The 14,575-nt window shown below is 66.4% G+C and carries 10 protein-coding genes, 1 tRNA gene and 1 pseudogene; 6 read left to right on the top strand and 6 right to left on the bottom strand.

Annotation, left to right across the window (positions count from 1 at the left end; translation table 11 throughout):
* Positions 1–58 precede the first annotated feature (58 nt).
* The 4 genes from QJR12_RS11660 (at position 59) to QJR12_RS11675 (ending at position 4,687) form a co-directional block, all read left to right on the top strand.
* Positions 59–1,081 (top strand): PDZ domain-containing protein, encoded by a 1,023-nt coding sequence (locus QJR12_RS11660; RefSeq protein WP_300582193.1) that lies wholly within the window; start codon positions 59–61, stop codon positions 1,079–1,081.
* Positions 1,082–1,224: 143 nt separating this feature from the next.
* The gene (locus QJR12_RS11665) at positions 1,225–4,206 is read left to right on the top strand and encodes a UPF0182 family protein (protein WP_300582196.1); all 2,982 of its coding nucleotides are present in this window, start codon (positions 1,225–1,227) and stop codon (positions 4,204–4,206) included.
* Between the two features lie 93 nt (positions 4,207–4,299).
* Positions 4,300–4,376: transfer RNA gene (locus tag QJR12_RS11670), tRNA-Met, on the top strand.
* A 98-nt stretch (positions 4,377–4,474) separates the two neighbouring features.
* Entirely contained in the window at positions 4,475–4,687 is a 213-nt protein-coding gene (locus QJR12_RS11675) for a hypothetical protein (RefSeq protein ID WP_300582197.1), read from the top strand.
* Here the strand turns inward: QJR12_RS11675 and QJR12_RS11680 are convergent.
* The 3 genes from QJR12_RS11680 to QJR12_RS11690 form a co-directional block, all read right to left on the bottom strand.
* Positions 4,660–5,232, bottom strand: coding sequence for a thioredoxin family protein (locus tag QJR12_RS11680; protein ID WP_300582466.1), 573 nt, complete (start codon positions 5,230–5,232; stop codon positions 4,660–4,662). The two genes, QJR12_RS11675 and QJR12_RS11680, sit on opposite strands and share 28 nt — an antisense overlap.
* Before the next feature lie 76 nt (positions 5,233–5,308).
* On the bottom strand, positions 5,309–7,612 hold the full coding sequence (aceA, locus tag QJR12_RS11685) for an isocitrate lyase ICL2 (protein WP_300582200.1): 2,304 nt from the start codon (positions 7,610–7,612) through the stop codon (positions 5,309–5,311).
* A gap of 172 nt (positions 7,613–7,784) precedes the next feature.
* On the bottom strand, positions 7,785–8,759 hold the full coding sequence (locus tag QJR12_RS11690) for an NADPH:quinone oxidoreductase family protein (RefSeq protein WP_300582202.1): 975 nt from the start codon (positions 8,757–8,759) through the stop codon (positions 7,785–7,787).
* Between the two features lie 177 nt (positions 8,760–8,936).
* Here QJR12_RS11690 and QJR12_RS11695 point away from each other — a divergent pair, with 177 nt between their 5' ends.
* Together QJR12_RS11695 and QJR12_RS11700 are read left to right on the top strand one after the other, a co-directional pair.
* Positions 8,937–9,896 carry an alpha/beta hydrolase gene (locus QJR12_RS11695; RefSeq protein ID WP_300582205.1) on the top strand — a complete coding sequence of 320 codons (960 nt, stop codon included), beginning with the start codon at positions 8,937–8,939 and terminating at the stop codon, positions 9,894–9,896.
* Between the two features lie 62 nt (positions 9,897–9,958).
* A pseudogene (locus tag QJR12_RS11700) lies at positions 9,959–10,084 on the top strand (hypothetical protein); the annotation flags it as partial.
* 647 nt (positions 10,085–10,731) lie between these two features.
* On the opposite strand, the gene QJR12_RS11705 reads toward QJR12_RS11700, so the two are convergent.
* The 3 genes from QJR12_RS11705 to QJR12_RS11715 form a co-directional block, all read right to left on the bottom strand.
* Entirely contained in the window at positions 10,732–11,988 is a 1,257-nt protein-coding gene (locus QJR12_RS11705; RefSeq protein WP_300582207.1) for an MFS transporter, read from the bottom strand.
* Between the two features lie 97 nt (positions 11,989–12,085).
* A complete protein-coding gene (locus QJR12_RS11710; protein ID WP_300582469.1) occupies positions 12,086–13,342 on the bottom strand; it encodes an Nramp family divalent metal transporter in 1,257 nt (418 codons plus the stop codon).
* 217 nt (positions 13,343–13,559) lie between these two features.
* On the bottom strand, positions 13,560–14,450 hold the full coding sequence (locus QJR12_RS11715) for a Ku protein (RefSeq protein ID WP_300582210.1): 891 nt from the start codon (positions 14,448–14,450) through the stop codon (positions 13,560–13,562).
* Positions 14,451–14,575 lie beyond the last annotated feature (125 nt).

Genomic DNA, 14,575 nt, shown 5'->3' on the forward strand with positions numbered 1-14,575 from the left:
CCGGCGCCACCGTCGACGAGCCAGCCCGGCGATGTCGTCGCCGTCTAATGTTGGCGGCGTGAACAGGCGGAGTCTGACGTTGACGGTGGCGCTGGTGCCGATCGTGCTCTTCGGGGTGCTGTTCGCGGTGGTGACCGTGCCGTTTGTGTCGTTGGGTCCCGGCCCGACGTTCGACACCCTCGGCACGGTCGACGGCAAGCAGGTGGTCGACATCAAGGGAATCCAGACCCATCCGACGTCGGGCCACCTGGACATGACGACGGTGTCGCAGCGCGACGGCCTGACCCTCGGTGAGGCCCTCACCTTATGGCTGTCGGGGAATGAACAGCTGATACCGCGCGACCTGGTGTATCCGCCCGGTCAGTCGAGGGAAGAGGTCGATAAGGCCAACAACGCCGAATTCAAGCAGTCCGAGAACAACGCGGAGTACGCCGCGCTGGGCTACCTCAAATACCCTAAAGCCGTCACCGTCGCGGCGGTCAACAACCCCGGGCCGTCGGCGGGCAAGCTGCAGGCCGGTGATGCCGTGGACGCGGTCGACGGCACCCCGGTCGCCACCGTGGGCCAGTTCACGTCGCTGTTGAAAAACACCCGGCCGGGCCAGCAGCTGGCGATCGCCTACCGCCGCAAGAACGCCCCGCCGGGTATTGCACGGATCACGCTGGGAGCCAACAAAGATCGCGACTATGGCTTTTTGGGTATCGCGGTTCTGGATGCGCCGTGGGCGCCGTTCGTCATCGACTTTAACCTCGCCAACGTCGGCGGGCCGTCGGCCGGATTGATGTTCAGCCTGGCGGTTGTCGACAAACTCACCACCGGTGATTTGGTCGGGTCGAAGGTCGTCGCGGGCACCGGGACGATCAGCGCCGACGGCAAGGTGGGCCCCATCGGCGGCGTGGGCCACAAGATGGTCGCCGCCCGCGCGGCCGGGGCGACGGCGTTTTTGGTGCCCGCCAAAAACTGCTATGAGGCCAGCGTCGACCGGCTACCGGGCCTGCAGTTGATCAAGGTCGACAGCCTCGGTCAGGCGGTGGCCGCACTGCACACCTTGACCACGGGCGGCCAACCCCCGGGCTGCTAGACCGCGGCAGCCGCCGGGGACATGCAGGACGCAGATCCGCCGACGGGATGCGTACAGTGGTGACCGTCGATAACAGAAGTCCCGGAAACGTCCATAGAACGCCGACGGCACCATCGATGATTGTGAAGCAGGGAGTATAGCCAGTGGGCATGCGGCCGGCCGCCAGGATGCCGAAGCTTACCCGGCGCAGCCGGATTCTTGTCAGTGTTGCGCTGGTGGCGCTGGTGCTGCTACTCGCAGGACCACGGTTGATCGACGGTTACGTCGACTGGCTATGGTTCGGTGAACTCGGCTACCGCTCGGTGTTCGTCACCGTTTTGCTTACTCGCCTGGTGGTGTTTCTGGTCGTCGGATTGGCGGTCGGCGGCATCGTATTCGGTGGGATGGCAATGGCATACCACACCCGCCCGGTGTTCGTCCCCGGAAACGGCAACGATCCGGTGGCGCAGTATCGGGCCGTCGTGATGTCGCGGCTGCGGCTGGTGGGATTCGGAATACCGGCGGTGATCGGCCTGTTGTCCGGTGTCATCGCCCAGACCTATTGGGCGCGGATTCAGCTGTTTTTGCACGGCGGCGACTTTAAGATCCGCGATCCGCAGTTCGGCAAGGACCTGGGCTTTTACGCATTCGAGCTGCCGTTCTACCGACTGGTACTCAGCTATCTGTTCGTGGCACTGTTCCTGGCACTGATTGCGAATCTGCTGGCGCACTACGTCTTTGGTGGAATCCGCCTATCCGGGCGTACCGGTATGCTGACCCGATCGGCGCGCATCCAGTTAATGAGCCTGCTCGGCGCGCTGGTGCTGCTCAAGGCGGTCGCCTACTGGCTGGACCGCTACGAGCTGCTTTCGCACTCCCGCAACGGCAAGCCGTTCACCGGCGCCGGCTATACCGACATCAACGCCGTACTGCCCGCTAAGCTGATCATGGTGGCGATCGCGCTGATCTGTGCGGTCGCCGTATTCGCTGCAATCGCATGGCGGGACTTGCGGATTCCTGCTATCGGCCTGGTCCTGCTACTGCTGTCCTCGCTGATCGTCGGCGCCGTCTGGCCGCTGATCGTGGAGCAGATCAGCGTCAAACCCAACGCCGCGCAGAAGGAAAGCGAATACATCAGCCGAAGTATCACCGCTACCCGCCAGGCGTACGGGCTGACCGCCGACGTGGTGAGCTACCGCAATTACAGTGGTGACGCGCAGGCAACCGCGCAGCAGGTCGCCGCCGACCGCGCCACCACCTCCAACATCCGGCTGCTGGACCCGACCATCGTCAGCCCGGCGTTCACCCAGTTCGAGCAGGGCAAAAACTTCTACTATTTCCCCGACCAGCTGTCCATCGACCGCTACCGCGACCGCGATGGCCACCTGCGCGACTACGTCGTGGCCGCCCGCGAACTCAACCCCGACCGGCTGATCGACAACCAGCGTGACTGGATCAACCGCCACACCGTATACACCCACGGCAACGGGTTCATCGCGTCACCGGCGAACACCGTGCGGGGTATCGCCAACGACCCGAACCAGAACGGCGGTTACCCCGAGTTTTTGGTCAACGTGGTCGGCGCCAACGGGAGTGTGATCTCCGACGGCCCGGCGCGGCTGGACCAGCCGCGCATCTACTTCGGGCCGGTAATCTCCAACACCCCTGCGGATTACGCGATCGTCGGAAAGAACGGCCCCGACCGCGAATACGACTACGAAACCAACACCGAAACCAAGAACTACACCTATGCTGGCAAGGGCGGCGTCCCGATCGGGGACTGGTTGTCGCGCAGCGTGTTCGCTGCCAAATTCGCCGAGCGCAATTTCTTGTTCTCCAACGTGATCGGGGCCAACAGCAAGATCTTGTTCAACCGGGATCCAGCGCGGCGGGTGCAGGCGGTGGCGCCGTGGCTGACCACCGACAGCAGGGTATATCCCGCCGTCGTCAACAAGCGACTGGTGTGGATCATCGACGGTTACACCACACTCGACAACTATCCATACTCCGAGCTCACCTCGCTGTCGTTGGCCACCGCCGACTCCAACGAGGTGGCGCTCAACCAGCTGGCGCCCAACAAGCAGGTCTCCTATATCCGTAACTCGGTGAAGGCCACCGTCGACGCCTACGACGGAACCGTCACGCTGTATCAACAGGACGAAAACGACCCGGTGCTGAGGGCGTGGATGGAAGTATTCCCCGGGACCGTCAAGCCCAAAAGCGCGATCTCTCCCGACTTGGCCGAGCATCTGCGCTATCCCGAAGACCTGTTCAAGGTGCAGCGACTGCTGCTGGCCAAATACCACGTCAACGACCCCGTGACGTTCTTTTCCACATCGGATTTCTGGGATGTTCCGCTGGATCCGAACCCGACCGCCAGCAGCTATCAGCCGCCGTACTACATCGTGGCGAAAAACCTCGCCAAAGATGACGATTCGGCGTCATATCAGCTCACCAGCGCGATGAACCGGTTCAAGCGCGATTACCTGGCCGCCTATATCAGTGCCAGCTCGGATCCCGACACCTATGGCAAGATCACGGTGTTGACCATTCCGGGGCAGGTCAACGGGCCGAAACTGGCCAACAACGCGATCACCACCGACACCGCGGTGTCCCAAGATCTGGGGGTGATTGGGCGGGACAACCAGAACCGGATCCGGTGGGGCAACCTGCTCACGCTGCCGGTGGCCCACGGCGGGCTGCTCTACGTCGAACCCGTCTACGCATCCCCGGGCGCCAGCGACGCCGCGTCGTCCTACCCGCGCCTCATTCGGGTCGCGATGATGTACAACGACAAGGTCGGCTACGGCCCCACGGTCAGCGACGCGCTCACCGGATTGTTTGGTCCCGGCGCCGGGGCCACCGCCGCGGGTATCGCGCCCACCGACACCGGGGGGGCGACGAACCCGCCGTCGGGCGCTCCGCCACCGGCCACCGCATCGGGTGCCAAGCCGCCGGCCGCGGTGGTGCCGCCGTCGCCCAACGGGGAGGCTACGCTGTCCCCGGCCAAGGCCGCAGCCCTCAAGGAGATCCAGGCGGCGATCGGCGCGGCGCGCGAGGCCCAAAAGAAGGGTGACTTTGCCGCCTACGGGGCCGCCCTGGAGCGTCTCGACGACGCCATCAACAAGTTCAACAACGTCAAATAGCCGTGAAATAGCCGTGAAATAGCCGTGAAATAGCCTGGCCATCCGGGGGATTTGGCGGCCCCGCCGAGCGTTCGGTAACCTGGTGTTTACCGTCGCGGGGTGGAGCAGCTCGGTAGCTCGCTGGGCTCATAACCCAGAGGTCGCAGGTTCGAATCCTGTCCCCGCTACCAGCGCAAACGGCCCCCGGGGAGGACTCTTCGGGGGCCGTTTTATAGCTGCCATCCGCCGGCACGGGCCGGCAGGTCGTCATCGGCGTAGCGAAGGCACGGTGTGCGAAGGGCGACGCGACCGGGTGCACCGTGGTGCCAGCAGCCGGCCGTTGTTCGTCACCGCGGCGGGCACAAGCGTGCTCGAGGCGGCCGAGATCGTTGGGGGTATGCATGATCGCTATCGCCTGCCCACGCTGCTGAGACGTGCCGACCAGCTGGCGCGTGGGCTGGCGCTGCCCGCTGGTCAGTGCGTGGCCGAGGAAGGCCCGTAATCGGGCTCGTTGCCGGGTTTCCACTTGATGTTGCAGCCGATGCTGGGCACCTGCTCGCCCGGAACCGGCCGGCCCGCCAGCACGGCCTGAACGGCCCGGTCGAGGTCATCGCCGGTGACCGGTCGGGAGTTGCCGGGCCGGCTCGCGTCGAACTGACCGCGATAGGCCAGTTTGTGCTCCCGGTCGAAAAGGAACAGATCCGGGGTGCAGGCGGCCCGGAACGCGCGGGCCACCTCCTGGGTCTCATCCAGCAGGTACGGGAAGCTCCACCCGTTGCGCTCGGCGAAGACAGGCATGTGCTCGGGCCCGTCTTGCGGATAGGCGGTGGTGTCGTTGGCGTTGATCGCCAGGATCGCCACCCCCTGATCCATCCATTGACGGGCCCGCCGCCCGAGTGTCGGTCCGATGTGGATGACGTACGGGCAGTGATTGCAGACGAAGGCCACCAGCAGCCCTGCGGCCCCGGCCGCGTCGGCCGGGCCGTGGAGCTTTCCCTGCGCGTCGGGGAGCCGGAAGTCGGGCACCGGCGTGCCCAGCGGGAGCATCGTCGAGTGAACAGCGACCACGGGCCCAGGATGCCATCGCCCCCGGCGATTGACCAGACCCTAGGCCGGCACCACACTACCCTGCGCCCTTGTCTTCCTTGCGGATCAGTCGCCAGAGCGCCGCGCGATCGGGTGCCAGCAGCTCGGCGATGCGGGGGTGGTTCACCTCGGCGACGATGATCTCGCCCACATCCTGGTTGACTTCTCGGAAGATGCCGTGGGATTTCATCTTCGAGGTCTGATAGAGATTGTCCTCGGTGGGGGTGACGTAGTGCACCGCGTCGGCCTTGAAGCGGTGCACCAGCCACAGGTGGATCAAGGTCATCAGGCGCTTTTGACGCAACTGCTCGGCGAACGTGTTCTGGTCCCGCACCGAGAGAATGGTGCTGCCGCGGCGGTCTTGGAAGGGTGAGAAGATGACGTTGGCCAGCTCGTCCTCCCCCTTGCCGTAAATGGCGAGCTCGAGCAGCTCCGAGCCGGCGCGGTGCGGGCGCAGCTGCACACGCAGTTTCTCGCCCAGCTGATAGTGCTCGCTCCACATCGCCAACCAGTCCTCCAGCAGCTTTTTCGGCACCTCGGTCTGCACCAGGTGCTGATGCTGGGTGGAGCCCTTGCCCATGGCCTTGGTGGTCGCCGTGCGCCCCGAGGAAGCCAGCAGCGCGGCGTCGGCGCGCGGCCCGCCGGCCAGAGTTTGCGGCGTGCGGTAGGGCGACTCGATCAGCCGCAGCTGGCGCTGCAGTCGGGCCAATGCCAGCATGCCGTCTTGCCGCAGCGAGGTGGCGAACTCCTCGGCGGCCAGTCCGTCGATCTGGTGACCCCCGTAGGTGATGAAGTTGAAGACGAAGCCCAGCTTGCCGAGCTCCTCGGGGAAGGCCCGCATTTCCTCGTCGGTCATCCCGGTGGTGTCCCAGTTAAACGACGGGGAGAGGTTGTAGGCCAGCATTTTGTCGGGATACTCGGCGTGGATCGCCTCGGCGAACTGGCGGGCCTCGGCGAGGTCCGCGGTCTTGGTCTCCATCCATAGCAGGTCGGCGAACGGCGCGACGGCCAGCGACTTGGCAATCGCGTACGGGATGCCACCGCGAACCTGGTAATAGCCTTCGGGGGTCTTCGCCCGCTCGCAATCCCAGCCCACGTCGGCCCCCAGTTCCCTGGCCTTCTCACGGGCCTCATACAGCGACGCCCGCTGCGCGAATCGCCGCCATTCCGCAACGCTCATGTCGGGGGGTTCGCCCTCGCTTTCGCGGAATTCGAGGAGGTTAGCGACGGCCTCGCCGTAGGTCATCAGCCCGGCGTCTCGCTCCCAGGCGTCGACGAACCGCGATTCGACGTTGTCGAACAGCGCGTCGATCGATTGCCGGCCGTTTTGCCGCCACGCCCCGGCCGCCTCCTCGATCAGCTCCGAAATACCTTGGCGCTTCAGCCAGGCCTCGGCGGCGGCGTATTCCCCCTCGGGAAGCGCGTAGAGCAGATGACCATTGAGCTCTTTGACTCCCAGGTCGTAGAAGCGCCGCATCATCGCCAGGAAGCACGCCTTATACGGGGGGATCTTCAGGTTGGTCGCGCCCAGCAGGAACGGTTGGTCGCGTTCGTCGGCACGGCTGTCGATCAGGTTGCCCGCTTCGGCGTCGGTGCGGGCCACGATGATTCCGGGCACCCGCATCACATCGAGCTGAAAGCGGGCGGAGTTCAGGCGTTTGATCTGTTCGTCCGAGGCCACCAGGACCTTGCCGCCCTGATGGCCGCACTTTTTGGTTCCGGGGCGCTGGTCTTCGATGTGATAGCCCGGCACACCGGCCTCGACGAAGCGGCGAATCAGGTTCCGCACGTGCGGGTCACCGCCATGGCCGGTATCGGCATCGGCGATGATGAACGGACGGAAGTCGGTGGGCGGGGTCGCGGCGCGTTGCTCATCGCTCATCTGCAGACGCAGGTACTGCTGGTTACGGTCGGCGGTCAACAGTGCGCGCACCAGCCCGGCGGCCTCATCGGGTACTTGGCTCAGCGGGTAGCTGGCCAGATCCGGACCCGGATCTTCGGTGGTGGAGCCCTTCGCGGAGGTCGCCCACCCGCCGAGGTAGATCCCCTCGATGCCCATCCGCTTCATGGTGACGGCCTGCCCCGGCGAGTAGGGTCCGAACGTCGTGATGCTCTTGCGCTGAGCGAACAGCTCGCGCAGGCGGGCATAAAACGCCGTCGCCGCCTCGCGGGCCACGGTGTAGTCGACGGGAATCGTGCCGCGCTGCTCGACAACCTGGCGGGCGGTGTAAAGCCGGATGATCCCGTCAAAGCGCGGACTGTCGAAGTATCGCTGCGTGGCGGCGACTTCCTGCTCGAACGCGGTGCGGGTCGCGGTGTCCGCCTCGGTAGTGGTGGCCATGAATTGCGCTCCTCTTCAGCCCGGTTGCCGCTGCTAACCAGAGTCTATCCCGGGGGTGCCCGGCCCCCACGGCGTTTGCCGTCAGCGCTATCAGCGGCTTGTCAGGCTGTAGGCCGGGTTCTTTTTCGGCGCTCCGGTTGGGCGGCCCGCGCCGGCCGTTGCCGCCGGGGCGCTACTGACGCAGCCTGATGACGACCTTGCCTCGGGCGGTTCGGCTTTCCAGTGATGCGATCGCCTCGGCGGCCCGTTCCAGCGGATAGATCACCGGCCGCGGCACCGGAACCACGCCCGCGGCCAGCAGCGGCTCCACCTCCGACCATTGCCGGGTGAGATATTCCGGGCGTGACGCCACCCACGCCCCCCAGCCGACGCCGACGGCCTCGATGTTGTTCAGCAGCAGCCGGTTCACCTTGATCGTCGGGATGTCACCACCGGTGAAGCCGACGATCAACAAGCGACCGCCGGGGGCCAGCGCGCGCAACGAGTCGGTGACCCTGTCGCCGCCGACCGGGTCCACGACGATGTCGACCCCGCGGCCGTTAGTCAGCTCTAGCACCGCGTCTTTGAAGCCGTCGGCGCTTACCACGTCGGTGGCGCCGGCCGCCGTGGCGACGTCGGCTTTCTCGGGCGTGCTGACCACGGCGACGGTCCGGGCCGCGCCAAGCGCCGGGGCCAGCCGCAGCGTCGACGTGCCGATGCCGCCGGCGGCCCCGTGCACCAGCACGGTTTCGCCGGGGGTCAGCCGGCCACGGGTCCGAAGCGCGAAATGCACGGTGAAGTCGTTGAACAACAAGCCCGCGCCGGCCTCCAGGGACACCGTGTCGGGCAGCTTGAACACCCGATGCGGTGCCGCCGCGATCACTTCGGCCATGCCACCGGTGAGCATCGTCAAGGCGGCCACCCGGTCACCCGGGCGCACCTGAGCGCCGGCGGGCGCGCTGCGCACGACGCCCGCCGCTTCAGCGCCGAGGACGAAAGGCAGGGCCGGCCGGTGCTGGTAGCGGCCGCGCGTCAGCAGCACGTCGGGAAATGCCACGCCCGCGGCATGGACGTCGATGACAACGGCCCCGTCACCGCCCGGTTCGTCGAGGTCGACCACCCGGACCGCGTCCGGGCCGTCGAGGCGGGCTACCTGAACCGCACGCATTCCCACTCTCCTTAAGACACCCCCAAGCGCGGACGCGTTATCACCGGGCACCCGATCCGCGGCCGGCACCGGTTGCCGTCTCGGTGCAGATCGCAGCCTAACGACACCACGGCTGCGGCGTTGGGGCGGCTTTAGACTCGGGGTATCCGAAGAAGTGGTGGGTGATGGGCGGCATCGATGGGTTCTCGTCGAGTGACTCGCGGCGGTGCGCCCGCCCGGCTGCCCGTCGCGTTGCCGCCGAGCCGCACCGTGGCCGTGCGGGCCGCCGACGGCACCCTGTTGCACACCCAGGTGTTCGGGCCCGACGAGGGCTACCCGATTGTCCTGGCGCACGGCATCACCTGCGCGATCCCCGTGTGGGCCCACCAGATCGCCGATCTGGCCGCCGACCACCGGGTGATCGCGTTCGATCATCGCGGCCACGGACGCAGCGGGGTTCCGCGGCGTGGCGGTTACAGCCTCAACCACCTGGCGTCCGACCTCGACGCCGTGCTTGAGGCCACCCTCGGGCCGCATGAGCGCGCGGTAATCGCCGGGCACTCGATGGGCGGTATCGCCATCACCGCCTGGTCGGACCGCTACCGTCACAAGGTCGCACGACGAGCCGACGCCGTCGCGCTGATCAACACCACCACCGGCGATTTGCTGCGGAAAGTCAGACTGTTGCCGGTACCGGCGCAGCTGGCGCCAGCGCGGGTCTGGGCCGCCCGGGGCCTGATAGCGACGCTCGGCTCGGTACCGCTGCCGGGTGCGGGACGACGGGTGGCCCGCGAATTCATCGCCATGATGACCGTCGGCGCTGACGCCGACCCGGGGGTCGCCGCGCTGATCTGCGATCTGTTCCTGGGCACCGCACCGGCGGGCCGTGGCGGTTGCGCGAAGATGCTCAGCACCATGGGATGCCGCCACCTCAGCCTGACCGGGTTGACGGTGCCCACCCTTGTCATCGGCAGCAGACGCGACCGACTGACCCCGATCAGCCAATCCCGCCGGATCGCCGCGACCGTGCCCAACCTCGCCGGCCTGGTCGAATTGCCCGGTGGACACTGCGCGATGCTGGAACGCCCCGCCGACGTCACTCGTGAGCTTCGGGCGCTGACCGAATGGGCCCGCGGGGCCCGGCGGATCAGCTCATAGCCGGGCTGACGGCACAGTGCTGCAACGAGTTCCGGGTGCCAACGCCCCTAGACCCAGACACCGCACTCCGACAGTGGCGCCACCCGAGCCGCGCCCGCTCGCGTCGCGCGGAACGCTCACGCCGCTATCGTGAGCGCTGCACGCGGATGTCCCGGCTGTCTCGCCGGGTCGACGATGACCGAAAGCATCGGATCACGCAACCTTCCGGTCGACGTCCCTGCCGCAGAACATGCGCGACTACGACCGCGACTCCGACACCGTCGCCGAAAGAACGGGTTAACCGCTTTTGTACGCGGGCCCCGGAACCCCGTCGCGGTACGTGACGCATTGCCGCGATCCACCACTGCCGGTGCAACACGTCTCGATGAGGGTGGGCTCGGCACCCCAGTGAGGTTGCACCTGCTCCGACGAATATTCGCCGCCGGAATTCTTGCACGCGGTCTCGACATCCGTTTGCGCGCGAGCAACCCCGGCGCCCGAGAGCATCACTGCGGCCGCCGTCGCGAAGGTCGCCACGGGCAAGGCGCTTAATACCGGACGTTTCATGTTCCTCCATAGCCAGGCGATATCCCGGAGCCATTCCTCAACGAGGGTGCGGACCAGAACCGGCAGCGCCAGTTTACCGGGGCGGGATGCGGTATCGGAGTGCTCGGGCGGTACCGACCCGCGGCGTGGTCCGAGCCCAGGCCTGGCGCGGGTGCGGCATGGTCCGCGGGATGGGCGGCGATACCGCGCCGTCGATCGATCTCGCGGTCGGGGTCGAGGGGGCCGTCAGCAGTGCGGGGCGCACCGGCCGGAGTCGGGTGGCCCCGGGTGGTGCGGTGTTGCCAAGAGCTCAGGTCGCCTCCACGGCGACCGTCAACGCGGGGACCTGGCTGTCCGCGCCCCGCAGGAGGGCGGCACACCCGAGCCAGATCACGAGCGACCCCAATGACAATCCGCCAAGCAGCACAAAAGCGGCCGGAAAACCGAATATCTGAGCGACGAATCCGCCCAGCACCGGGCTGAGCGCTCCACCGAGACCCTGAGCAGCCATGATCGCGCCCTGGCCGACGTTGATGTGGCCGGTGCCATCGAGAATCCGGGCCACCAGCCCGGGCACCGCCACCGACAGCATGCCCGACCCCACCCCGTCGAGGATCTGCACCGGGATGACTCCCCAGGGGGTGATCACACCGGCGGCGATGAGCGCGCGGACGGGCAGCGCAGCGAATGCGATCAGTATCGCCAGCCAGTAGCCGCGGGTTTGGGCGATCTTCATGGCCGCCAGCGACGCCGGGATCATCACGGCCTGGGCCACGACAACGGTGCTGGCCACGGTGGTGAACGGGTTGGCGTGGGTGGCGACCACGGCCAGTCCGTACAGCGGCAGCATCGCCGCATTGCCCAGCCAGAACAGCATCACCGCGCCGGCCACCGCCAGCAGCGGGCGGGACTCGATCAGCACCCGCAGCCGTTTGACCGGGGCCTGACCACCCCCCAGCGCCTCGCCGCGCGCCACGTGATGGTCGATGTGCCCGGCGGGGATTCGCAGCACAGCGACAACGGTGATCACCGCGAACACCGCGGCGAGCCAGAACACCCCGGGGTATCCGAACACCCAGCCGAGCAGACCCCCGAGCGCGGCGCCGGCCAGGTTGCCGGCGTGGTTGTAGGCCTGATTGCGACCGTTTTGGCTGGTGAAGCCGGCTTGGCCGGCCATGCCGAGGGTGATGCCGATGACCGCGGGGGCGATCGTCGCACCCGAGATGCACATCACGGCTTGCGCGGCGGCGACGACCCAGAACTGTCGCGATGTCAGGATCACCGCGGAGGCCGCGACCGCGGCCAAACCGACGACGATGACCACGGTTCGCTTGCGGGTGGTGGCGTCAACCAGCGCGCCGGCGGGCCCCACGGTGCACATCCCGACGATGGCGCCCAGGGTCATGACGGTGCCGATCGTCCCGGTGCCCCAGCCACGCCCGGCCAGCAGTACGCCCAGGAAAGGGCCCATGCCGGCTTCCATGTCCGCCATGAAAAAATTGACCGCCCGCAGGGCGGCCCGATCCCGCACCGGCACGGTGAGCGCCGACGTATCGCGGCTGACCATCCATCGAATGTTCCGATATCGCAGCGCAACCTCGCAAGCCGGGTGAGACGTCAGGTCCGGGAACGGGTCGCCGTCCAGGACAACGGGCCGGCCGGCATCAGCCGGTCACCGTCAGAAAAATCAGCGCCCCGTTGAGCAGGCTGATCAGCGCCGTGACCGTCCAGCCGGCGACGGCGGTGAGGCGACCGTTCGTGTCATCGCCCATCAGCACGGGGTCACCGGTCAGGCGCACCAGCGGCACCAGCGCAAAGGGAATGCCGAATGACAAGACCACCTGCGAGAGCACCAGTGCGCGGGTGGGGTTCAGTCCGCTGGCCAGGATCACCAGCGCGGGGATCAAGGTGATCACCCTGCGCACCAGGACCGGGATCGAGCGGTGTAGTAACCCGTGCATGATCACGGCGCCGGCGTAGGCGCCCACCGAGGTGGACGCCAAACCCGACGCCAGCAACCCCACGGCGAACAGCAGCGCGATCGTGGGACCCAGGGTGGTGTGGACGGCCTCGTAGGCGCGCCGGATTGACCCACTGTTGTCGCGGCCCTGCAGGTTGATCGCGGCGACCAACAGCATCGCCGCATTGACCGCCCCCGCGATAAACATCGCCAGCCCGACGTCCCAGCGGGTGGCTCGCAGCAGCCGGCGCCGCTGAGGTCCCGTCTCCGGATGGCCGTGCCGGTCGAGGGCCAGACCGGAATGCAGATAAACCGCGTGCGGCATGACGGTAGCGCCCAGGATGGCGGCGGCCAGCAATACGCTTTCGGTGCCGCGAAAGCGGGGCAGCAGGCCGGTGATGACGGCACCGGGGGGTGGCGTCTTGACAAAGAAACTGGCGGCAAAGCCCACCGCGATGACGACCAATAGCCCTTCGATGACGCGCTCGAACATGCGCTGGCCGTGACGATTCTGCACTATCAGCAGCAGCAGTGACACCGCCCCGGTGATCACCCCGCCGATCAGCAGCGGTAGATGAAACAAGATGTCCAGCGCGATGGCTCCGCCTACCACTTCGGCCAAATCGGTTGCCATTGCCACAAGTTCGGCCTGCGCCCAGTAGGCTAAACGGGTGGAGCGGCGCATCCGGGCACCGACCGCCTCGGGAAGCGATTTCCCGGCGACCAGGCCCAGTTTGGCCGAGAGGTATTGAACCAGGGCTGCCGTCGCATTGGCCGCCATGATCACCCACAGCAGCAGGTAACCGTACTCGGCGCCGGCGCTGACGTTGGCCGCTACGTTCCCCGGGTCGACATAGGCGATGGCCGCGACAAATGCCGGCCCGAGCAGATACCAGCCTGTTTTGAGGGGGGTGCGGGTGTCCTGGGCCAAGTCACCGACCTTCGATCCGATTGGGCGAATGCGAAAGTTAGGTTATCCGAAAAATTGAGGGTCCCCTCGGCGAGGTGCTGACGTCGAGGAAAAGCCCAGGTAAAAGCAGAACCTCGTGATGGGTGATGCGAGTGCACCCGGGGCCAGGCTGCGCACCCGGATTACAGCGCCCGGGGGTGACCCCGGTAGGTCCTCATTCACCGCAGGTCAGAATTAAGGCGCTGAAACCACCCGTGAGGTTCGGTCCTCAGGGGCTGGTACCCGATGTCGCGGTAGTCTTTTTGGCGGGTGTCTTCTTGGCGGGGACTTTCTTGGTAGGTCGCTTCCTGGTCGGTGGCGCACCAGTACCCGATCGCGCCTTCACACTGGCCTCCAGCTTGGCGAGCAAGTCGGAGACATCCTCGGTCTCGTCGAGCGCAGACGGCTGTTGCTCAACCGTAAATGCTTGTCCGCCTTCAAGTTTAGCATCAATAAGCTCACGCAAGTGGTCCTGATAGGTGTCGCGGTAGCGGTCTGGGTGGAACTCTTCGGCCATCGATTCGACCACCTGCCCCGCCATTTTCAGCTCCGCCGGCCTGATCTCGACCTTTTGGTCCAGAACGGGAAAGTCGGGGTCACGGATCTCGTCGGGCCACAACAACGTCTGCACCACCATCACGTCGCGCTTGCTGAAATCCTTGACCCGCAAGGCCGCAAGCCGGGTCTTGTTACGCAGGGTGAAATGCACGATCGCAACACGGTCGGTCTCGGCTAGCGTCTTAGCAAGCAGCACATACGATTTCGACGACTTTCCGTCTGGCTCCAGGAAATAGCTACGGTCGTACATCATCGGGTCGAGGTCGCTGGCCGGGACGAATTCCAGCACCTCGATCTCGTGGTTGCGCTCCTCCGGCAACGTCGCGATGTCGTCATCGGTGATCACCACCATCCTGCCGTCAGCGGATTCGTATGCCCGCGCGATATCGCTGTACTCGACGAGCTCACCGCAGACCTCGCACACCCGCTGATAGCGGATCCGCCCGTTGTCTTTGGCGTGCACCTGACGGAACTTGATGTCGTGGTCCTCGGTGGCGGCATACACCTTGACCGGCACGTTGACCAGCCCGAAGGAAATCGAACCCTTCCAGATGGAACGCATAGCGTCCAGTATGCCCACATCGGATTGGGTGGACCCGGATACCGCAAACGCATCGGGGGCATCGGGGTCGTGGCTGAGGGCGACCGTCGGGTGGTGGGCAGCTCGGCAGAGCCTCATCGGCCGTT

Source organism: Mycobacterium sp., assembly GCF_029961025.1.
Classification (GTDB): domain Bacteria; phylum Actinomycetota; class Actinomycetes; order Mycobacteriales; family Mycobacteriaceae; genus Mycobacterium.

Bases quoted from the DNA above. Each gene is read 5' to 3' on its own strand.
- QJR12_RS11690 (WP_300582202.1), bottom strand. From the start codon at position 8,759: ATGCGTGCGGTTCAGGTAGCCCGCCTCGACGGCCCGGACGCGGTCCGG.
- QJR12_RS11680 (WP_300582466.1), bottom strand. From the start codon at position 5,232: ATGCTCCCGCTGGGCACGCCGGTGCCCGACTTCCGGCTCCCCGACGCG.
- QJR12_RS11705 (WP_300582207.1), bottom strand. From the start codon at position 11,988: ATGGTCAGCCGCGATACGTCGGCGCTCACCGTGCCGGTGCGGGATCGG.
- QJR12_RS11695 (WP_300582205.1), top strand. From the start codon at position 8,937: ATGGGTTCTCGTCGAGTGACTCGCGGCGGTGCGCCCGCCCGGCTGCCC.
- aceA (WP_300582200.1), bottom strand. From the start codon at position 7,612: ATGGCCACCACTACCGAGGCGGACACCGCGACCCGCACCGCGTTCGAG.
- QJR12_RS11715 (WP_300582210.1), bottom strand. From the start codon at position 14,450: ATGCGTTCCATCTGGAAGGGTTCGATTTCCTTCGGGCTGGTCAACGTG.